The sequence below is a fragment of the Qipengyuania vulgaris genome (assembly GCF_009827325.1).
Lineage (GTDB): Bacteria > Pseudomonadota > Alphaproteobacteria > Sphingomonadales > Sphingomonadaceae > Qipengyuania > Qipengyuania vulgaris.
Genome location: NZ_WTYC01000001.1, coordinates 284,528 through 302,364 on the forward strand (window position 1 = coordinate 284,528; position 17,837 = coordinate 302,364).

The following is a 17,837-nucleotide window of genomic DNA, read 5'->3' on the forward strand; positions in this document are numbered from 1 at the left end:
TCGCCAGGACCGAGATTAATGCGGAACGTTGTCGAGGTCGCGCAGGAACGTCTCGGTCCAGTTCTGGACATTGTCGTCCCGCACTGTTCCTATCAGCTTCTCGTAACGCTCTTTGCGCTCTTCAAGCGGCATATCGAGAGCAACCCGGATTGCATGCGCGAGATCGTCAGGGCTGTGCGGATTGACCAATACCGCGTCCTGCAGCTGCGCCGCCGCTCCGGCGAATTGCGATAGGATCAGCACACCTGGATCTTCCGGGTCCTGTGCGGCGATGTACTCCTTGGCGACGAGGTTCATCCCGTCACGCAGGGGTGTGACGAGCCCGATTTTCGCTGCCCGAAAGAACCCGAACAATTCCTCGTGGCTATAGCCGCGATTGACGTAGCGCACGGGCACGACATCGACTTCGCTGCGCGCACCGTTGATCTGGCCGGTCTTCTGCTCAAGCGTGGCCCGAATTACCTGATAGCTTTCGACATCTTCCCTGCTCGGCGGGGCGATCTGGACGAACACGAGATCCCGGACACGCTCCGGATACTTGTCGAAAAATCGCGAAATCCCGTCGAGGCGCTCGGGCAGACCCTTGGAGTAGTCCAGCCGGTCGACACCGATCATAGCGGTGCGCCTTCGGGTCGAGCTCATCAGGCGCTGCTGGGCCTGACGAGCCGTACCGGTTTCGCCCAGCCTGCTGAAATGCTCCCAGTCGATGCCGATAGAATAGGCCCGGGCAATCGTGGTCCGCCCCTCGAGCGTAACGGACCCGCTCTCTTCATCCACCTCGGCGCCAAGCTCCCCGCGGCAATAGTGCAGAAAGCTTTCGAGCCATTCCTGCGTCTGGAAACCTACGAGGTCATAATGCAGCATCGTGCGCACCAACCGCTCGTGATAGGGCAGCGATACGAACAGGCGGGTGGCGGGCCACGGGATGTGCAGAAAAAAACCGATGCGGTTCTTGCACCCGCGGGAACGCAGACGTTCGCCGAGCGGGACAAGGTGATAGTCGTGCACCCACACGATATCGTCTGGCTCGATCAGAGAGGCGACAAGCTCCGCGAAACGTTCATTGACGCGTTCGTAGCCCTTTGCCGTCTCGCGCTCGAACTTGGCCAGATCGAGACGATAATGGAACAGCGGCCAAAGCGTAGAATTTGCATAGCCGTTGTAATATTCCTGGATATCCCGTTCGGAGAGATCGATGGTGGCGGTGGTGACGTCATCGGATGTCTGGGTCGAAATATTGCCGGTCCGGCCGCTTTCGCTTTGCTCGCCCGACCAGCCGAACCAGAGACCCTGGCGGTCCTTGAGTGCCGAATGAAGCGCACCTGCCAGCCCGCCCTGTGCGCCAGCCGCTCCGCGTGCCTTGGGTACGGCGACGCGGTTGGAGATGACAACAAGACGAGCGTCGGTGCTCATCGCACTTCGCTCCAACTCTTCGAAAGGTGACCGGCTGAGTTTATAATACCTACCAGCGAGTAGGTCTGAGGGAAGTTCCCCCAAAGCTCGCCCGTATCGTAATCGAGGTCTTCGCTGAGCAGGCCCGATTGCGTCGTATGCTCGAGCATGGCCTCGAACATCTTTCGCGCTTCTTCGCTTCTGCCGGTGAGATGCAAGGCTTCTATGAGCCAGAAAGTGCAGACATTGAATGCAGTTTCGGGTGCGCCGAAGTCGTCCTCCGCGGCATAGCGCAACATGTGATCGCCGCGTCGCAATTCGCGCTCTACTGCCTCAAATGTCGCCAGAAAGCGCTCGTCATCTGGTTTCAGATAGCGCAGTTCGACCATCTGCAGCAGGCTGGCGTCGAGATAGTTGCTTTCGAAGCTGGCGACGTAGTGTCCGTCTTCCTCGCTCCAGGCCTCGGCATCGATCTTGGCGCGGATTGTTTCTGCACGCTCTTTCCAGAACGCGACGCGGTCCGCCTTGCCGAGCTGTCCGGCCACCTTGGAAAGGCGGTCGCAGGCGGCCCAGCACATGACCGCGGAGTAGGTGTGAACCTCCTGCCGCGTGCGGAATTCCCACAGGCCGGCGTCAGGCTTGTCGTGCTTTGCCCACGCCGCTTCGCCCACTTCTTCCAGATGGGTGAAATCGCGCTCGTCCGCCATGCGCAGGAGACGCGTATCGAAAAACGCCTGCGCTGTCGGCATCACGATCTGGCCGTAACAATCGTACTGGACCTGTGTGTAGGCCGCGTTGCCTATGCGAACCGGGCCATTACCGCGATATCCCGCAAGGTTCTCGGCTTCGAACTCGTGCAGTTCGGCAAGGCCCATCACCGAATAGAGCGGCTGAATCTGTCCGCCTCGTGCCTGGTCGATGATGTTGCGAAGGTACGCGAGGTACTTTTCCAGTACGTCCAGAGCGCCCAGCCGGTTCAGCGCCTGAACGGTGTAGTAACTGTCGCGGATCCAGCAGAACCTGTAATCCCAGTTTCTCTGGCTGCCGGGCGCTTCCGGGATAGAGGTAGTCAACGCAGCCACGATCGCGCCGGTTTCTTCGTGTTGGCACAGCTTCAGCGCAATGGCGGCGCGAATGACCTCTTCCTGCCATTCCAGCGGAATGTGGAGGCCGCGCACCCAGTGCTGCCAATATTTCTTCGTGTTCGCTTCCATCCTGCGGACTTCGCTGCGGATGTTGCCCACGAAAGGCTCGTCCGGACCAAGGAAGAAGTGCTGGTCGCTTTCGACGCGGTAGCTGCAATCTTCGAGGATATAGCCGACAGGCGCATCGGTGGTGAGGCGCATCGTCTGATCGCCGAGCTGATAACGGATGTGGTTGGTTCCACTGGTGGTCTTACTCAACTCCTCCCCGTAATTCCGCATCGGGGCGAGGCGAACACGCAGGCGGGGGGCGCCCGACACCGGCCGTGCGATCCTGATGAATGCCACGGGGCGATACATCCGGCCCGATCGTTCGAAACGCGGCGCGAAATCGTAAATGTCCAGCGCGCTGCCATCTTCCGCTTCGAGACGCGTCACGAGAATTGGTGTGTTTCGGACATAATGCTGGGTGGCGGAAACCTGTCCTTCCAGTTCGAACCGCCAGACACCCTCGTCCTGCCTGTCGCCGTTGAGTAGCGAACAGAACACTGGATCGCCGTCCACGCGGGGGACGCAACCCCACACGAAACCGGCGGCCTCGTCGATCAGGGCGCTGACCTGGCAATTGCCGATGGGGGAAAGTTCGAGGTTCGGTTCGGTCATAGATCCAGCCATTTGTGCACTGCAGCGATATCTTCGAGGTGATAGCGCGCAGCGTCACTATCCCGTTCCCCGACGGCAATACCGAAACCCGAGAATTCGATTGCTGCAGCCATGCCGTCTTCGTCGGTCGTGTCATCGCCGATGAAGATGGGCATGGAGCCGGTGAAAGGCTGCTCTGCCATAAAGGCCCGCACGGCTCCCCCCTTGTCTGCGCCCGGACGAACAAGTTCGGCCACACCTTTGCCGCTGGTCACGCAAAGATCGTGGCGCTCTGCGACTTCGTGCGCAAAATCGAGGGTTGCCCGCGCCTTTTCGGGCCTTGCGCGGAAGTGCAGCGCGCCGCCATGCGATTTCGTTTCGTAAAAGAGATCGTGCATTTCCGCATAGGCGCGAAGCTCGCTCACACAGTCGGCCGACAATGCTTCCGGCTCGTCGCCCAGCCTCGATCCGTCGGGCAACAGCCGCGACGCCCCATGAGAGCCCGCACGGCAAAGCGTTACTTCGCCCAGATGCGAGGCGAGATCGTCGAGCGCCCTTCCTGTTACCAGGGCAAACCGGCCATTCAACCGTTCGTGCAGGCGGTGAAGTGCATCGGCCAAGCTGTCGGGTACGTGGATATCGCCGGGTTCGGGCGCGATCTCGACCAAGGTTCCGTCGAAGTCCAGAAACAGCGCCACGGGACCTGCTGCGAGCAGGTCAGCGAGAGGCGGCGGAGATGGGAGCGAAGAGGGGCTGGCCATCGGCAGTGGCCTTAACGACCTCGTCGTGAAGGTCAAACGATCAGCTTTCCGCTGCGGTCCCCGGATCGAGGATCAAATCGCCATTTTCGACCCGCCAGCCCTCAAGCCGGGAGAGAAAATTCATGCCCAGCACATTGGTATTGCCCAGATTGGGCGCGATCACGGCGTCCAGTCCTTCGGCGGCAATGTTGCCGAAGCTCAGGTTGCCGAGGGTAGTCAGTTCGGCAGTGACCGTTCCATTCGCAGTGCTCAGCATGACCGGCAACCCGCCCGTACGGGGCTCTAGGCCGGCACGCGCGGCGGCTTCTCCGGACAAGGCCGTCAGCGTGGCCCCGGTATCGATCAGGAATCGCGTCGGGACACCGTTTACCTCGGCTACCACCCAGTAATGACCGTCTGCCGCCATGGGAACGAGCGTTTCTTCGCCCACGATGCGCTGTTCGGCCATGCCGATCTGGGTCACGGCGTCCAGCCGCGGATCGAAGCGGGCAAGCTGAAGGAATACGGTGGTGAGGATACCCACCAGTGCCAGCGTACTGACGGTGCGGACTAGCCGCCCCCCGGCAATCTTGTTCCGGAGCATCAATGCGCCGATCCAGCCGAGCAGGAGCGCAGCTATCGTGCCTGCCAACAAGCCGGAACGCGGTATGGCGCGGATCACTTCTGCGATGGCGTCGAAGGCGCTTTGCGGGTCCATCACGCGGATATAGGGAACGGAACTGATCGCGTCGATGAATGGGCCGGAAAAATCAGGGGGCGTCCCGCTTTTCCGTTGCTTCGGCGAGGATCAGCGAAAAGCGGCCCTGCTCGTCGGTCCAGCGCTTTTTTGGTGCCCAGCCACCCGCCAGCAACAGCGTGTTCGCGCTGCGACGCGTGAACTTGTGGCTGTTTTCCGTGTGGATGGTCTCGCCTTCGCTCATGGCGAAGTTCTCGCCTGCGACCGTGAAGGCGATATCGCGCACTGCCTGCAGATGCATCTCGATCCGAGCATAATCGTCGTTCCAGCGCGCAAGGTGGCGTAGCGCATCGACCGGAATGCCCCCGCTGAGCTCGCGATTGATGCGACGCGCGAGATTGAGATTGAACTCGCCGGTTACTCCGCGCGCGTCATCGTAGGCGGCTTCTAGGACCTTCCGGTCCTTCACGAGATCCATGCCGATGAGCAGCAGCGGCATCTCGCCCTCTTCGGCCCCGAGCGTAGCGCGCATCGAGCGCAGCAGGTCCACCGCCGTTCGGGCCACCATGTTCCCGATCGTCGAGCCGGGAAAGAAACCCAGCTTCTTCGTGCCGAGAACTTCGCCCGGTAATTCTACCTGGCGCATGAAATCCGCTTCGACCGGATACACGTTCAAAGCGGGAAACTTCTCCGCCAGTGCAGCTGCCGACATGCGCAGGAAATCGCCCGATATGTCGAGCGGGACATAAGCTGCAGGGTCAATGGCGCGCAGCAGCAGGGGAGTCTTCACCGAACTGCCGGAACCGAATTCGACCACTGCCCTGCCCGTGCCGATCAACTCGGCGAATTCCGTACTGCGAGCTTCGAGAATCTCGGTTTCTGCGCGGGTCGGGTAATATTCCTCCAGCTCCGTGATATCTTCGAAGAGCTGCGAGCCGGCATCATCATACAGCCAGCGCGCGGGGATAGCCTTCTGGCGCTGGCGCAAGCCTGCAAGAACATCTTCACGGAAGGCACGATCCACGCCATCCTCGTCACGGTCGACGAGCGCTATTCCCTGTTCGGTCTTCATAAATCCTTTGCCAATCTCAGCCCGGTGAATTGCCAGCGCTGGTGGGGGTAGAAAAAGTTCCGGTAGCTGGCGCGCGAATGCCCCCGCGACGTGGCACAGCTGGCGCCTTTCAAGACGAACTGGCCGCTCATGAACTTACCGTTATATTCGCCCACCGCGCCTTCTGCCGGCCGGAAGCGAGGATAGGGGAGATAGCCCGAGCGTGTGAACTGCCAGCAATCGCCAAACAGTCCATCGGAACCAATCGGGAGTGGCGGGGATGCATCGTCCAGCTGGTTGCCGCCCGACGGATCATGGGCCGCTAGCTCGCCCTCCTGCCCGCGAGCGATAGCTTCCCACTCGAACTCCGTCGGCAGTCGCCGGCCTGCCCAGGTCGCGAACGCATCTGCTTCGTAATAGGAGATATGGGTGACCGGCGCATCGGGATTGCGGTCCTGCCAGCCGCCATGCGTGAAATGCTGCTGGCCACGCCAATAGGATGGCGCGCCGATCTTTTTTTCCTGCACCCAACCCCAGCCGTCCGACAGCCATAAGGCCGCCGTTTCATAGCCGCCATCGGCGATGAATTCAGCCCATTCGCCGTTGGTGACGAGCCGCGATGAAAGAGCGAAGGGTTCCAGCAAAGCACGATGCGCCGGGCCTTCGTTGTCGAAGGCGAACCCATCCGCCTGATGCCCGATCCGGGCGATACCGCCAGGATGTTCGTACCAATCGTCCGCCTGCTTCCGCGCCGCCGGGGTCGTATCCCACATGGCGGGACCGAGCGGGTTCTGGAAAAGGGCATGCTTGATGTCGGTCAGCAGCAGTTCCTGATGCTGCTGCTCATGCGCAAAGCCCAGTTCGATCAGCGGGCGCAGTTCTTCACGGTCCAGAAGCTGCTGCATGGCCTCGTCCACATGGGCGCGCCAGGAAAGAAGGTCCTGCAGTGTCGGACGCGACAACATCCCGCGGGAAAAGCGCGCGATCCGCTCACCTTCCGCCTCGTAATAGGAATTGAATACGAAGGGCCAGTCATCGTCATAGAGTTGGTAGCCATTACCATGGTCGCGCAGGAGAAAGGTTTCCCAGAACCATGTTACGTGAGCCAGATGCCATTTGGCCGGAGAGGCATCCTCCATCGACTGAAGTGTGGCGTCGGCTTCGGACAAAGGTTCGACCAATGCCTCGCTCAGAGCACGTACCCTGGCGTATTCTTCCTGAAGATCCCCTGCTTCTGCGGGACGGTTGGCCTGAACGCCAGGCATAGTCCTGCCCTCCTTTGCAATTGCCGGAAGCGACAACCGGCAAGCACCATGGCGCATTTAAAACCCGGTTTAAAGGCCGCTATTCAATTCGAAGCGCAGATCGTCCGGATTGACCCAAGCCAACTCAGAAGTTGCTGCAAGCTTTCGAACCAGACGGCCCAAAGACCAAGATGTTCCAAGGGCTTGACACTTTTCAAATGCTGATGCCGCACAGACTAAACTAGGCAGCGTTCGCCTGTTGATGTGCATGCTCTGCGTTGAGCGTCTCCGCTATGAGGAAAGCGAGTTCCAGCGATTGCGCGGCGTTGAGACGGGGATCGCAATGGGTGTGATAGCGATCCTTGAGCGCTTCGTCCGTGATGGCGACAGCACCGCCCACACACTCCGTGACGTCCTGCCCGGTCATCTCGACATGGATACCGCCAGGATGGGTCCCTTCGGCACGGTGAACGGCGAAGAAGCCCTTCACTTCGGTCAGGATCCGGTCGAATGGACGGGTCTTGTAGCCGCTTTCCGATTTGACAACATTTCCATGCATCGGATCACAGCTCCACACGACCGGATGACCTTCCGCCTTCACCGCACGGACAAGGCGCGGGAGGCCGTCTTCGACCTTGTCGTGTCCGAAGCGGCTGATCAGCGTGATGCGTCCCGGCTCGCGCGCCGGATTAAGCGTATCGAGAAGACGCAACAGGGCGTCAGTTTCGAGGCTCGGACCGCATTTCATGCCAATCGGATTGCCGATGCCGCGCGCGAATTCAACGTGAGCACTGCCATCGAACCTGGTGCGATCGCCAATCCAGACCATGTGCGCGCTGGTATCGTACCAATCTCCGGTCAGGCTGTCCTGGCGGGTCATGGCCTGTTCGTATGGCAGTAGCAGCGCCTCGTGGCTGGTGTAGAAGCTGGTGCCCTGCAGCTGCGGCACCGTTGCTGGATCGATCCCGCAGGCTTCCATGAAATCGAGCGATTCCCCAATCCGGTCGGCCACGTCAGAGAACTTGTCTGCCCAGGGGCTGCGCCCCATGAAATCCAGCGTCCACTGATGGACCTGCCGCAGGTTCGCATAGCCTCCGCCCGCAAAGGCGCGCAGCAGGTTCAGCGTGGCCGAGGCCTGGAAATAGGCACGGACCATACGCTGCGGATCGTTAGTGCGGGTTGCCGCGTCGAATTCGATACCGTTGACGTTGTCGCCGAAATAACTCGGCAACGTCACTTCGCCCTGAGTTTCGAAATCCGAACTGCGGGGCTTGGCGAACTGGCCCGCCATGCGCCCGACCTTCACTACCGGCTTCTTGCTGGCGAACGTCATCACAACCGCCATCTGCAGAAGCACGCGAAAGGTATCGCGAATGTTGTTCGGATGAAATTCCGCAAAGCTTTCCGCGCAATCGCCGCCCTGTAACAGGAACGCGTTTCCTTGCGCCACTTCTGCCAGATCGGCCTTAAGCGCACGCGCTTCGCCCGCGAAGACAAGCGGAGGATGGCTGGCGAGCGCCTGGGTAGCCTCGTCGAGCGCTGCGGCGTCTTCATAGCGCGGCAGGTGCTTCGCTTCGAAGCTCTGCCAGCTATCGGGTGCCCATTCGCGTGCCATCATTCATCCAGTACCTGCCTAATCGGCCTGAAACCCAAGCCGACGGGCCCTATTCGCGCAAGCAGCATAAACTTGGCCAGCGCAAAAGAGCGATTGCCCTGATCGGCTCAGCGGCCGCTTTGCGCCGTGACGCTTGCTCCCCCAGCGGCGGTCGCAAGCTGTTCGCCTTCGGGAATCACGGCCATACGCCAGCCGTCGGCACCGCCGAAATATTCGCGGGCCAGTGCCAGCATCGCTTCGGGCGTGGTCTGCGAATAATCGTTGATCAAGCCCCGCAGCGCCTGCATCCGGCGCGGGTCTTGCGTCGAACCTTCGAGCTCGAGCAAGTAGAAGTAGTTCCCGCTCGAAATCCGCTCGTAGTAATTGCGCAGCGGTTCGGTTGCTCGTGCAAGTTCATCCGGCGTGGGCGGTGTCTGGGTCAGTTCGCTCGCAATCCGGTCGGCCTCGGCAAAGAATACCGGAACATCTTTCGGTTGGAGCTGGGCGAAGCCGGTGATCGAACCGCCGCTATCGACATCGGTCGGCCAGTCCAACTGGACCGAGGGGGAGTAACTTGCCCCCGCCTTCTCACGCATCGCGTCGAGCAGGCGATTGCTGAACACCTCGGTAAGGATTGCCAGCTGCCGCGACTTGCGGATTTCGTCCATGCCCCCTCCGGTAGGCCAGGAAATGACCGCCGCAGCCTGGTTCGCCTCGCCCTTGTGGTAACGCACGACTGTTTCGCCCGCCGGTGCTATCTCGATCGCACGATCGAGCACGGCAGGCGCGATCGGCTGTCGATCGGGCAGAGCGCCGAAGGTCCGGGAAAGCGTCTGCACCGCCTCTTCGCTATCGAAGTCTCCGAAAATCAGCACCTCGACCGGTCCCTGCGCCAAGATCGGCTCCCACACTTCGCGGAAACCCTCGACCGAAGTATTCTCCAGCTCTTGCGGGGACGCCGTGCGGAAAATCGGGTTCTCGTCGTAGATGTAATATTCGAGATCGCGGTTCAACACGCCGCCGGGGCTCGATGCATAGCTCTCGTAGGCGAGCCGTGCCGCCGCCTTGGCGCGGGCGACGGGATTGGGGTCCCAGCGCGGCATGCCAAGCTTGGCTGCAAAGAGATACAACTGGTCAGCCAGGTCCTGACGCCGCGTCTGTGCACCGAAGGTAAAGGTGCCTTCTTCGATTCCGAACTCGAAGCCCATCTTGCGGCCGGTTGAAATACGGTCGAGCTCTTCCTGACCGAGTTCACCCAGCCCGGATTGGATAAGGGCCGACTGACCAAGATCGATATAGGGTGCATCTTCGGGATCGAAGGCGCGCAGCCCTGCACCGAAACGAACCTTCACCGCGACGCGGCCCGGCTCGTGCGTGTTTGCCATCAACAGCGCCGTTACGCCGTTGGCGAATTCGATCCGTTCGACATTGCCAATCCCGTGGGGCTCACGCGCAACCACCTCACCGGGCGTGCCGATCTGCGGCAGGTCGTCGAAGCTGATGTCCTGCGCAGCAAGACGCGCATTGTCGGCAGCGTCGACGGGCTCGAGAAGCGCAGTCTTGAGAGCTGCCTCGCTCACATCGGAAGCCTCGGGCGTGACGTAGGTTGCCCGAATGACCTCGCCTTCGAAGAGTTCGCGCGTTTCTTCGAGCACGGTCTGCGGCGTTGCCTTTGCCTTCATCGAATTGAAAACCATGAGGAAAGTCTCTGGTGCAGCAATGGCTTCGCGAATATCGACCGCGTTGACCAGATCGTCGGCATAGTTCGACCCTGCCAGAACCGAACGCTGCTCGACCATATTGGCGTATCCGACTTCCATTTCGGCCAGTTCCCGATCCATCTCCTCCTGCGTCGGGGGATTGGCTAGCGCATCGGCGATAACACCGCGGACATCCTCAAGCGCAGCTTCCCAGTCTTCCGTAAGCGGGGCGAACTGCACGAGCGTCGCATGGGTCGAGCGGCTGATCTTGGACTCGCTGGCCTGCGCGTAGAGATAACTGCCACCAGCCCGCGCACGCGCTTCCAAACGGCGATTGATCAGCGAAAGCGCCAGCTGTTCCTGCAGGCGACCCTCGTTATAGACGACGGTATCGTCTACCTGACGCCAAGGGCGGAAATAACCATAGGTGAAGCCTCTCGGAAGCGTCGGTTCGACAATTACCGCAACCTCGCCCACCGGGTTGGCAGGATCTGCATTGGCCGGAGGGACCGGGTCCCCGAAATCGGGCGCTTCGGCAGGAGTGCCGGCCACCTCCCAATCGGAGAAATATTTCTCCACCATCGAAGCAAAGAGCAGCGGATCGAGATCGCCTACCACAGAGATGACGGTGTTCTCGGGACGATACCAACGGTTGTAGAATTCGCCGACCGACTGCCCGCTGGCGGAATTCAGGCTGTCTTCGGTGCCGATGGTGATGCGTTCTGCAAGCCGCTGGCCTGCGAACAGGGTCTGGAGGGTCCGTTCGCTCACTCGCTCGCCAACACCGCCACGCTCCCGCTTCTCTGCGAGAACGATCGGAACCTCGGCCCGGACGTTAGCATCTGAAAGAACAGGCTCGCGGATCATGCCGGAGATGAGCCTCATGCTCTCATCCAGCTTCTGCGCGTTCACATCCGGCAGGTCGAGCTTGTAGACCGTATGCGTCGGACTGGTTTCGGCATTGGTATCGCTGCCGAATGTCGCTCCCAAGCGCTGCCATGTCGGAATGGCTTCGGCACGCCCGAGATACTTGCTCTCACGGAACAACAGGTGCTCTAATAAGTGCGCATAGCCGAGTTCGTTGTCCTCTTCGTACAGCGAGCCTGCATCGATCCGTACCCGGATCGAGACCTGGCCGGGCGGAACCCCGTTCTCGCGCACGCCATAGCGAATGCCGTTCTCCAACTCGCCGAACAGCCATTCCTCGTCCTGCGGAACGTCGCTGTTCTCGTAAATCCAGGGAACTTCCGTCTCGGCCTGCAGCGATTCCGGCCGCTCGAGTTCCTGAGCGGGAAGGGTCTGCGGGACAAGCAGCAGAAGAGGAAAGACAAACGCGAAACGCCGAGCGGCGCGCAGGGGATCAGTCATGACGCGGCATATAGGCGCCGGGGTTCTGAAGCGCCAGTGAATGAAAGGAAAAGCATCGGCTGGCAGACCAAGTATGGCTTGTCCGACCCTGCCCTCGCTCCTACATCTCGGTCATGTTCATCGAAACCGAAACCACGCCCAATCCGGCCAGTCTCAAGTTCCTGCCCGGCCGTCCCGTCATGAGCCAGGGTACGCGCGAATTCGCCACGCCTGAAGCGGCCGAGGCCAGCCCGCTGGCGCAGGCCGTTTTCGATACCGGCGAGGTCGTCAACGTCTTCTTCGGCGGTGATTTCATTTCCGTCACGGCAGCGCCGGGCGTCAACTGGTCGGATCTCAAGCCTCAGGTCCTGTCGATCCTGCTCGATCATTTCGTTTCAGAAGCACCGCTTTTCGCACCCGGAACGGCTGGAGACATTTCCGTGCCAGCTGAAGACGATGCGCTGCTGGTCGAGGAAAACGAGGCCGATGCCGACATCGTCTCCCAAATCAACGAACTTCTCGAAACGCGCGTTCGTCCGGCGGTCGCGGGAGATGGCGGAGATATCCAGTATCGCGGCTTCAAGGACGGGGTCGTTTACCTGCAGATGCAGGGTGCATGCTCTGGATGTCCCTCTTCGACTGCAACGCTGAAGCATGGTATTGAAGGCTTGCTGAAACATTACGTCCCCGAGGTCGTTGAAGTCCGCGCAGCCTGACTGTTTTGCGAACCTAGACTCCAAGGATCTACATGACCCAGCAATTCCACGACAACCACCTGTCGGCCAACGCACTCGACCAGATCTTCCGTGAAGCGCGCAGCTATAACGGATGGCACGACAAGGCCGTGACCGAAGAACAGATCCATCAGATTTATGAGTTGATGAAGATGGGACCGACGTCGGCCAATATGCAGCCGGCACGTCTCGTATGGTGCAAGTCGCAGGAATCGCGCGACCAGCTCGCCGAATTCGCGTCGGACGCGAACAAGAAGAAGATCAAGACGGCACCGGTCGTGGTAATCATCGGTTACGACATCGATTTTCACGAGGAACTGCCTTGGCTGTTCCCCCATACGGACGCCAAGAGCTGGTTCGAAGGGGACGAGGAAGGGCGCAAGCAAGGTGCAGCGCGCAATTCTGCCCTTCAGGGTGCCTATCTGATGATCGCCGCCCGCGCGCTGGGCCTCGATTGCGGCCCGATGTCCGGCGTCGATCTCGACAAGATTACCGATCAATTCTTTGCCGACCAGCCGCGTCACAGGGCCGACTGGGTTTGCGCGATCGGTTATGGCGACAAGGAAACGATCTTCGATCGCAGCCCTCGTCCCGATTTCGGCAAGTTCAATCGCATAGACTGACTTGAAGCGGGTAGCCGCCTGATGCAAGGCAGTGGGATGCGCACGCTTGCTATAGAAACTGCCGGCGAGGCATGCTCGGTCGCCTTGTTCGGGGACGGCGAATTGCTCGGCCATGGTCACGAAACGATCGGCCGAGGCCATGCCGAACGATTGGTCCCGATGATCGCTGGGCTGCCGGACAAGGGGCGAGCGCAGGAAATCCTAGTTTCGCTCGGCCCGGGCAGCTTCACCGGCGTGAGGATAGGACTTGCTGCGGCACGCGCGCTTGGCCTGGCCTGGGGGGCGATGGTTCGCGGCTATCCCACTCTGGCGCTGGTTGCCGCGATGGCGCGCGGCGATGGCTCAGATGACGTCGGTGTATGCATGAACGGGGGCCATGGTGAATGGTTCGTCCAATCCTTCGATGCGGATGGCCGACCCGCGGGAGCGTTATCCTCTCGGCCCCCAGCCGAAGCGATCGCCACTCTTTCCGAGAATGTGATCGCGGGCAATCGCGCGGCCCAATTCGCCGAAATGGCCGATGGGGACGCCAACGCTCTCGACCTTCTGGCTGACGCGCGCCATGCACTTTCAATACCGCGCGACTTGCTGACCGATACTCTGTCACCGATCTATGGCCGCGCGCCAGACGCAAAGCTGCCCTCCCAATGACCGATCTTGATCGTCTCATGGAAGTGATGGAAACCAGCTTCGATCCTCACTACCGCGAAGCGTGGACGCGGCGGCAGGTGGAAGATTCACTGTCGCTTCCTTCAACCTACATGATCCTCGTCGATCCCGCTGGCGAGGAACCCGCCGACGGGCAAACCGCAGCCGGCTTCGTTCTGGCCCGGCAAGCGGCAGACGAGATCGAGTTGCTCTTGATCGCCGTTGTTCCTGATTTCAGGGGCAACGGTTTGGGCCGGAAGCTCCTGCATCAATTCTTCCAGACTGCCCGCGACCGCTCTGCGGCCCGCGTCTTCCTCGAAATGCGCGCGAACAACCCGGCGGAATCCCTCTACCGCTCGGAAGGTTTCGTCCAGATCGGTCAGCGGTGCAAATACTATCGCACCATTACTGGTGAAAGGATCGACGCGCTGACTTTTGCAAAAACTGTCTGAGCTTCAACAATTGCGGTAGGAAGTTGTAGAGGTGCGACAAATTTGGCGGAAAATTACAATTTCCAGTAGACACTTAGAAATGGTATGAATAGGCGAACAAAAAACTGGAGTTTGCCTAATGGATCAGTTCGAAACCGATATATCCGAAACCTTGATTACCTTGACTTCGGATATTGTTGCCGCCCACGTTTCCAATAATAGCGTTTCCGTGGAAGATGTTCCGACTTTGATTTCAAACGTTTATTCGGCGCTCAGCAATCTCGGCGGCGCCGGTTCGGCCGAAGAAACCCGTCCCGACCCTGCCGTTTCCGTACGGGCCTCGGTCAAGAAAGACCACATCATCTGCCTCGACTGCGGCAAGAAGATGAAGATGCTCAAACGTCACCTTTCGACAGAACACGATATGACGCCGGAAGAATATCGCCAGCGCTGGGACCTCTCTTCAGATTATCCGATGGTCGCGCCCGAATATGCCGATACCCGCCGTGATCTTGCCAAGAAGATCGGACTTGGTCGCAAGCCCGGTCAGAAGCGCGGTCGGAAAAAGGCTTCGTAAAAGCTCTTCGCTTTACCTTGAGATGGACGCCTCTGCCCGATAAGGGTACGGCGCGTCATTCATTCAGGAAACCGAATTGCACCAGCGTATCGATCTCGAACAGCTCTGCGCCGACAAGGGCCTGAGGATTACCGAACAGCGGCGCGTGATCGCGCGGGTTCTGTCCGAAGCCGATGACCATCCCGATGTGGAAATGGTTCATGACCGCGCGAACAAGATCGATCCAGGCATTTCGATTGCCACGGTCTACCGCACGGTCCGCCTGTTCGAAGAAGCCGGCATTCTTGACCGGCATGATTTCGGAGACGGCCGCGCGCGTTATGAAGCCGCTCCCGAGGCACATCACGATCATCTCATCGACGTTGAGACCGGCAAGGTCGTCGAATTCGTCGATCCAGAGCTTGAGGCTCTGCAGAAGCAGATAGCGGAAAAGCTAGGCTACCGCCTCGTCGATCACCGGATGGAACTCTATGGCGTCCGGCTCGACCGCGAGAGTTGAACGCAAGCTCGCGCGCTACTCCGATAAACGGCTGGCGGCTGCGCGGGGTCAGAAAGTCCCGCTTACAATCGCAGGATGGGCGCGGTTCATTCTGCGAACAATCGGCATACTTGTCCTGCTGCTCGTATTCGTGCCGCTGCACTACGCCTATCGCATCTTTGCCTATGGCTCGCCCTTCCCCATGCTGTTCCTTCGCTACACGGCCAGAGTGGTTGGCGCGAAGGTAAGGGTTTCCGGTACACCGCTACGCCGCGATGTCTTCTTCATCGCCAATCATATCTCCTGGATCGACATTCTGGCCATGGCCGGTGCCAGTGGCACCGCCTTCGTCGCTAAATGGGAATTGAGCCAGGTCCCGGTGATCGGATGGCTTTGCAGCCTCAACCGCACGGTCTTCGTGAAGCGCGAACATCGCATGGGCGTGGCCGAACAGATCAATGCGTTGAAAGAAGCCCTCCACGACAACTGGTCGGTAACCGTGTTTCCCGAAGGCACCGTGACCGACGGCCATTCTCTCTTGCCCTTCAAATCCTCGATGATCTCGGTTCTGGAGCCACCGCCAGCGGGCGTGATGGTGCAGCCCGTCGTGCTCGATTACGGGCTGAACTCGGAAGAAATCGCTTGGATCGGTGAAGAGAGCGGTCTGCACAATGCCATGCGCATAATGGCCCGTCGCGGGTCCTTCGATCTGCGGATTACCTATCTCGAGCCCTTCAGCCCGGAACACCATCGCGGTCGCAAGGCTATTGCCGCCAAGGCGCGCGCAGAGATCGAAGAACAGCTTGTTGCCAATCTCGGCAAACCGCTGCGCGATTACCAGCACGTGGTCGAAGCGGTCCGCTATCGTCCGCGCGAAGCAACTGACGCCAACTAGAGGCCGGCTTTGACCAGCCAGTCGTGGAACAGCCGGACCGGTCTTTCTTCCAGCGCGGTCGGCTTGCAGACGAACCAGTAGCTATAGGGGCTCTCGACCTCGACCCCGAATAGTTCGGTCAGGCGGTTATCCCGCGCGCGCCGAAGGTGATCGTCGTGCATGATGGCAATCCCGAGGCCTTGGGCCGCAGCCTCCAGCATCAGCTGGCCTGAGTCGAAGTGGTCGATCGCGGTGGGTTCCAGATCGTGCAGCGACAGCGCATCTTTCCACGCTCGGAAGCTTTCGGGCAGCTCGTTGTGGATCAGGAAAGTCTGCTTTTCCAACAGGGCCTGATCGGGTTCGCTCCCGATCTTGTCTGCAATTTCCTTGCTGGCAATTGCATGCACCATGTTGAAATCGAGCCGAACCGCATGGAGCCCGCTTGCCGGTCCGCGCGACAGGATGATCGCCGCATCGAGCGTGTCACCGACCCGGCCCTCGAGATGCGGGCCGGTGTCGATATCGATATGCAGCAGCGGGTGCCGCACGCGTAGTTCACCGAGGCGCGGAAAGAGCCGCTGGCTGCCGAAGAGAGGCAGGACGCCGAGATGGAGGCGCAGGACCGAGAGGTTCTCCGACTGGCTTTCCACGGCCCTCGCCAGCGCTTCGAGCTGGGGGTTCACTGCCTCGTAGAATGCATGGCCATCATCGGTAAGCTGCATCGCCTGCCGCGCGCGGGTGAACAGCTTCTTCCCGACGAACTCCTCGAGATTGCCAATCCGCCGTGACAGCGCTGATGGACTCAGGCCCAATTCGTCGGCCGCAGCTCGGGCAGAGCCCAGCCGCACCGTGCGAACAAAAGCCTCAAGGGCACGAAGGGGCGGAAGACGGCGTGTGGCCATGTCCTCCGACTATTCACCTAACTGCGCGGTGTCGAGGAAGAATGTTCGGTTTCTTGCAACTGGTGGCGATCAATCCGCGGATACGGATTCTTCCGGAGCATGTAGTCTCAGCCGGGTAACGTGGGTCTCGTCGCCGTCGGTCACTTCGATCTTCCAGCCGCTCGGATGCTCGAGCACCTTACCCACCGGCGGCACCTGTTCGGCCAGCACGAAGGCGAGCCCGCCCAGCGTGTCGACCGATTCCTCGACTTCGGCCAGTCGCGGATCGATCTTCTCGGCCACGTCGTCCAGTTCGGCCCGCGCGTCGCAGTCCCACATCCCCTCGCCGATCGAGGCAATCCAGATTTCCGGAGCGTCATCGTGTTCGTCCTCGATCTCGCCGACGATCTCTTCGACCAGATCCTCGATCGTAATGATCCCGTCGGTGCCGGAGAACTCGTCCAGCACGATGGCAAGGTGCATCCGCTGCGCCCGCATATCGGCCAAGACGTCCAGCGCATTGCGCGTTTGCGGCACGTAGAGCGGCTGGCGCATCAGCACGGTCCAATCGGCCGGAGGCGCCTTCCGTTCGGCAAGGTAGGGAAAGATGTCCTTGATATGGATCATTCCGATCACATCGTCGAGCTGTCCGCGATACACGGGCATGCGGGAGTGACCGTGCTCCGAAAATGCTGCCACGACCTCATCCCAGCTGGCATCGGCGCCCACCGCGATGATCTCTCCGCGAGGCACGGCGACATCGTCGGCATCATGCTCGCTGAAATGCAGCAGGTTCCGCAGCATCTGGCGCTCGACTCCCGAAAGGTCGCCCTTGCCGATTTCATCGGTGTCTTCGGAACCGTTCTCATCCTCGTGCTCGTCGATAGCCTCTTCGAGCTGGGCGCGAAGCGACCGGTCGCCGGCTTCGGCGTCGAACAATTTGCGGATCGCGGGCCACAGCCCGCTGCTACTCTCCGCGTCTCCGGCGGGGGGGGAAGAATTGGCCATGGGCCGGGTGCGTACTCCTTGTTCGCTTCGCCTC

At 60.4% G+C, this 17,837-nt stretch carries 17 protein-coding genes; 7 read left to right on the forward strand and 10 right to left on the reverse strand.

Annotation, left to right across the window (positions count from 1 at the left end; genetic code table 11):
• Positions 1-15 precede the first annotated feature (15 nt).
• The 8 genes from GRI69_RS01460 to GRI69_RS01495 form a co-directional block, all read right to left on the reverse strand.
• A complete protein-coding gene (locus tag GRI69_RS01460; protein WP_160726544.1) occupies positions 16-1,413 on the reverse strand; it encodes an alpha,alpha-trehalose-phosphate synthase (UDP-forming) in 1,398 nt (465 codons plus the stop codon).
• Positions 1,410-3,197 carry a glycoside hydrolase family 15 protein gene (locus tag GRI69_RS01465; RefSeq protein WP_160726545.1) on the reverse strand — a complete coding sequence of 596 codons (1,788 nt, stop codon included), beginning with the start codon at positions 3,195-3,197 and terminating at the stop codon, positions 1,410-1,412. Before GRI69_RS01465 ends, GRI69_RS01460 begins: the two co-directional genes overlap by 4 nt.
• The gene (gene otsB, locus GRI69_RS01470; RefSeq protein ID WP_160726546.1) at positions 3,194-3,937 is read right to left on the reverse strand and encodes a trehalose-phosphatase; all 744 of its coding nucleotides are present in this window, start codon (positions 3,935-3,937) and stop codon (positions 3,194-3,196) included. The genes GRI69_RS01465 and otsB overlap by 4 nt, the downstream gene beginning before the upstream one ends.
• A gap of 40 nt (positions 3,938-3,977) precedes the next feature.
• Positions 3,978-4,634 carry a retropepsin-like aspartic protease family protein gene (locus tag GRI69_RS01475; protein ID WP_160726547.1) on the reverse strand — a complete coding sequence of 219 codons (657 nt, stop codon included), beginning with the start codon at positions 4,632-4,634 and terminating at the stop codon, positions 3,978-3,980.
• A 52-nt stretch (positions 4,635-4,686) separates the two neighbouring features.
• Positions 4,687-5,685, reverse strand: a complete 999-nt coding sequence (gene egtD, locus GRI69_RS01480) for an L-histidine N(alpha)-methyltransferase (RefSeq protein ID WP_160726548.1) — start codon at positions 5,683-5,685, stop codon at positions 4,687-4,689.
• Positions 5,682-6,929, reverse strand: coding sequence for an ergothioneine biosynthesis protein EgtB (egtB, locus tag GRI69_RS01485; RefSeq protein WP_160726549.1), 1,248 nt, complete (start codon positions 6,927-6,929; stop codon positions 5,682-5,684). Before egtB ends, egtD begins: the two co-directional genes overlap by 4 nt.
• 220 nt (positions 6,930-7,149) lie before the next feature.
• Positions 7,150-8,523, reverse strand: a complete 1,374-nt coding sequence (locus tag GRI69_RS01490) for a class II 3-deoxy-7-phosphoheptulonate synthase (RefSeq protein WP_160727000.1) — start codon at positions 8,521-8,523, stop codon at positions 7,150-7,152.
• Between the two features lie 107 nt (positions 8,524-8,630).
• A complete protein-coding gene (locus tag GRI69_RS01495; protein ID WP_160726550.1) occupies positions 8,631-11,570 on the reverse strand; it encodes a M16 family metallopeptidase in 2,940 nt (979 codons plus the stop codon).
• A gap of 113 nt (positions 11,571-11,683) precedes the next feature.
• Between GRI69_RS01495 and GRI69_RS01500 the strand changes: the two genes are divergently transcribed.
• From GRI69_RS01500 to GRI69_RS01530, 7 genes are all read left to right on the forward strand, one after another.
• A complete protein-coding gene (locus GRI69_RS01500; protein ID WP_160726551.1) occupies positions 11,684-12,265 on the forward strand; it encodes a NifU family protein in 582 nt (193 codons plus the stop codon).
• Between the two features lie 32 nt (positions 12,266-12,297).
• On the forward strand, positions 12,298-12,906 hold the full coding sequence (locus tag GRI69_RS01505) for a malonic semialdehyde reductase (protein ID WP_160726552.1): 609 nt from the start codon (positions 12,298-12,300) through the stop codon (positions 12,904-12,906).
• Between the two features lie 36 nt (positions 12,907-12,942).
• On the forward strand, positions 12,943-13,557 hold the full coding sequence (gene tsaB, locus GRI69_RS01510; protein ID WP_160726553.1) for a tRNA (adenosine(37)-N6)-threonylcarbamoyltransferase complex dimerization subunit type 1 TsaB: 615 nt from the start codon (positions 12,943-12,945) through the stop codon (positions 13,555-13,557).
• Positions 13,554-14,006: a GNAT family N-acetyltransferase gene (locus GRI69_RS01515; RefSeq protein WP_237452882.1), complete on the forward strand. Its 453-nt coding sequence runs from the start codon at positions 13,554-13,556 to the stop codon at positions 14,004-14,006. The genes tsaB and GRI69_RS01515 overlap by 4 nt, the downstream gene beginning before the upstream one ends.
• A 118-nt stretch (positions 14,007-14,124) precedes the next feature.
• Positions 14,125-14,562, forward strand: coding sequence for a Ros/MucR family transcriptional regulator (locus GRI69_RS01520; RefSeq protein WP_160726554.1), 438 nt, complete (start codon positions 14,125-14,127; stop codon positions 14,560-14,562).
• A 76-nt stretch (positions 14,563-14,638) separates the two neighbouring features.
• Positions 14,639-15,061, forward strand: a complete 423-nt coding sequence (locus tag GRI69_RS01525; protein ID WP_160726555.1) for a Fur family transcriptional regulator — start codon at positions 14,639-14,641, stop codon at positions 15,059-15,061.
• Entirely contained in the window at positions 15,033-15,935 is a 903-nt protein-coding gene (locus tag GRI69_RS01530; RefSeq protein ID WP_160726556.1) for a lysophospholipid acyltransferase family protein, read from the forward strand. The genes GRI69_RS01525 and GRI69_RS01530 overlap by 29 nt, the downstream gene beginning before the upstream one ends.
• Here GRI69_RS01530 and GRI69_RS01535 read toward each other — a convergent pair.
• Positions 15,932-16,816 carry a LysR substrate-binding domain-containing protein gene (locus tag GRI69_RS01535; protein WP_160726557.1) on the reverse strand — a complete coding sequence of 295 codons (885 nt, stop codon included), beginning with the start codon at positions 16,814-16,816 and terminating at the stop codon, positions 15,932-15,934. The two genes, GRI69_RS01530 and GRI69_RS01535, sit on opposite strands and share 4 nt — an antisense overlap.
• Before the next feature lie 69 nt (positions 16,817-16,885).
• The gene (locus tag GRI69_RS01540) at positions 16,886-17,803 is read right to left on the reverse strand and encodes a hemolysin family protein (RefSeq protein ID WP_160726558.1); all 918 of its coding nucleotides are present in this window, start codon (positions 17,801-17,803) and stop codon (positions 16,886-16,888) included.
• Between the last annotated feature and the right edge of the window lie 34 nt (positions 17,804-17,837).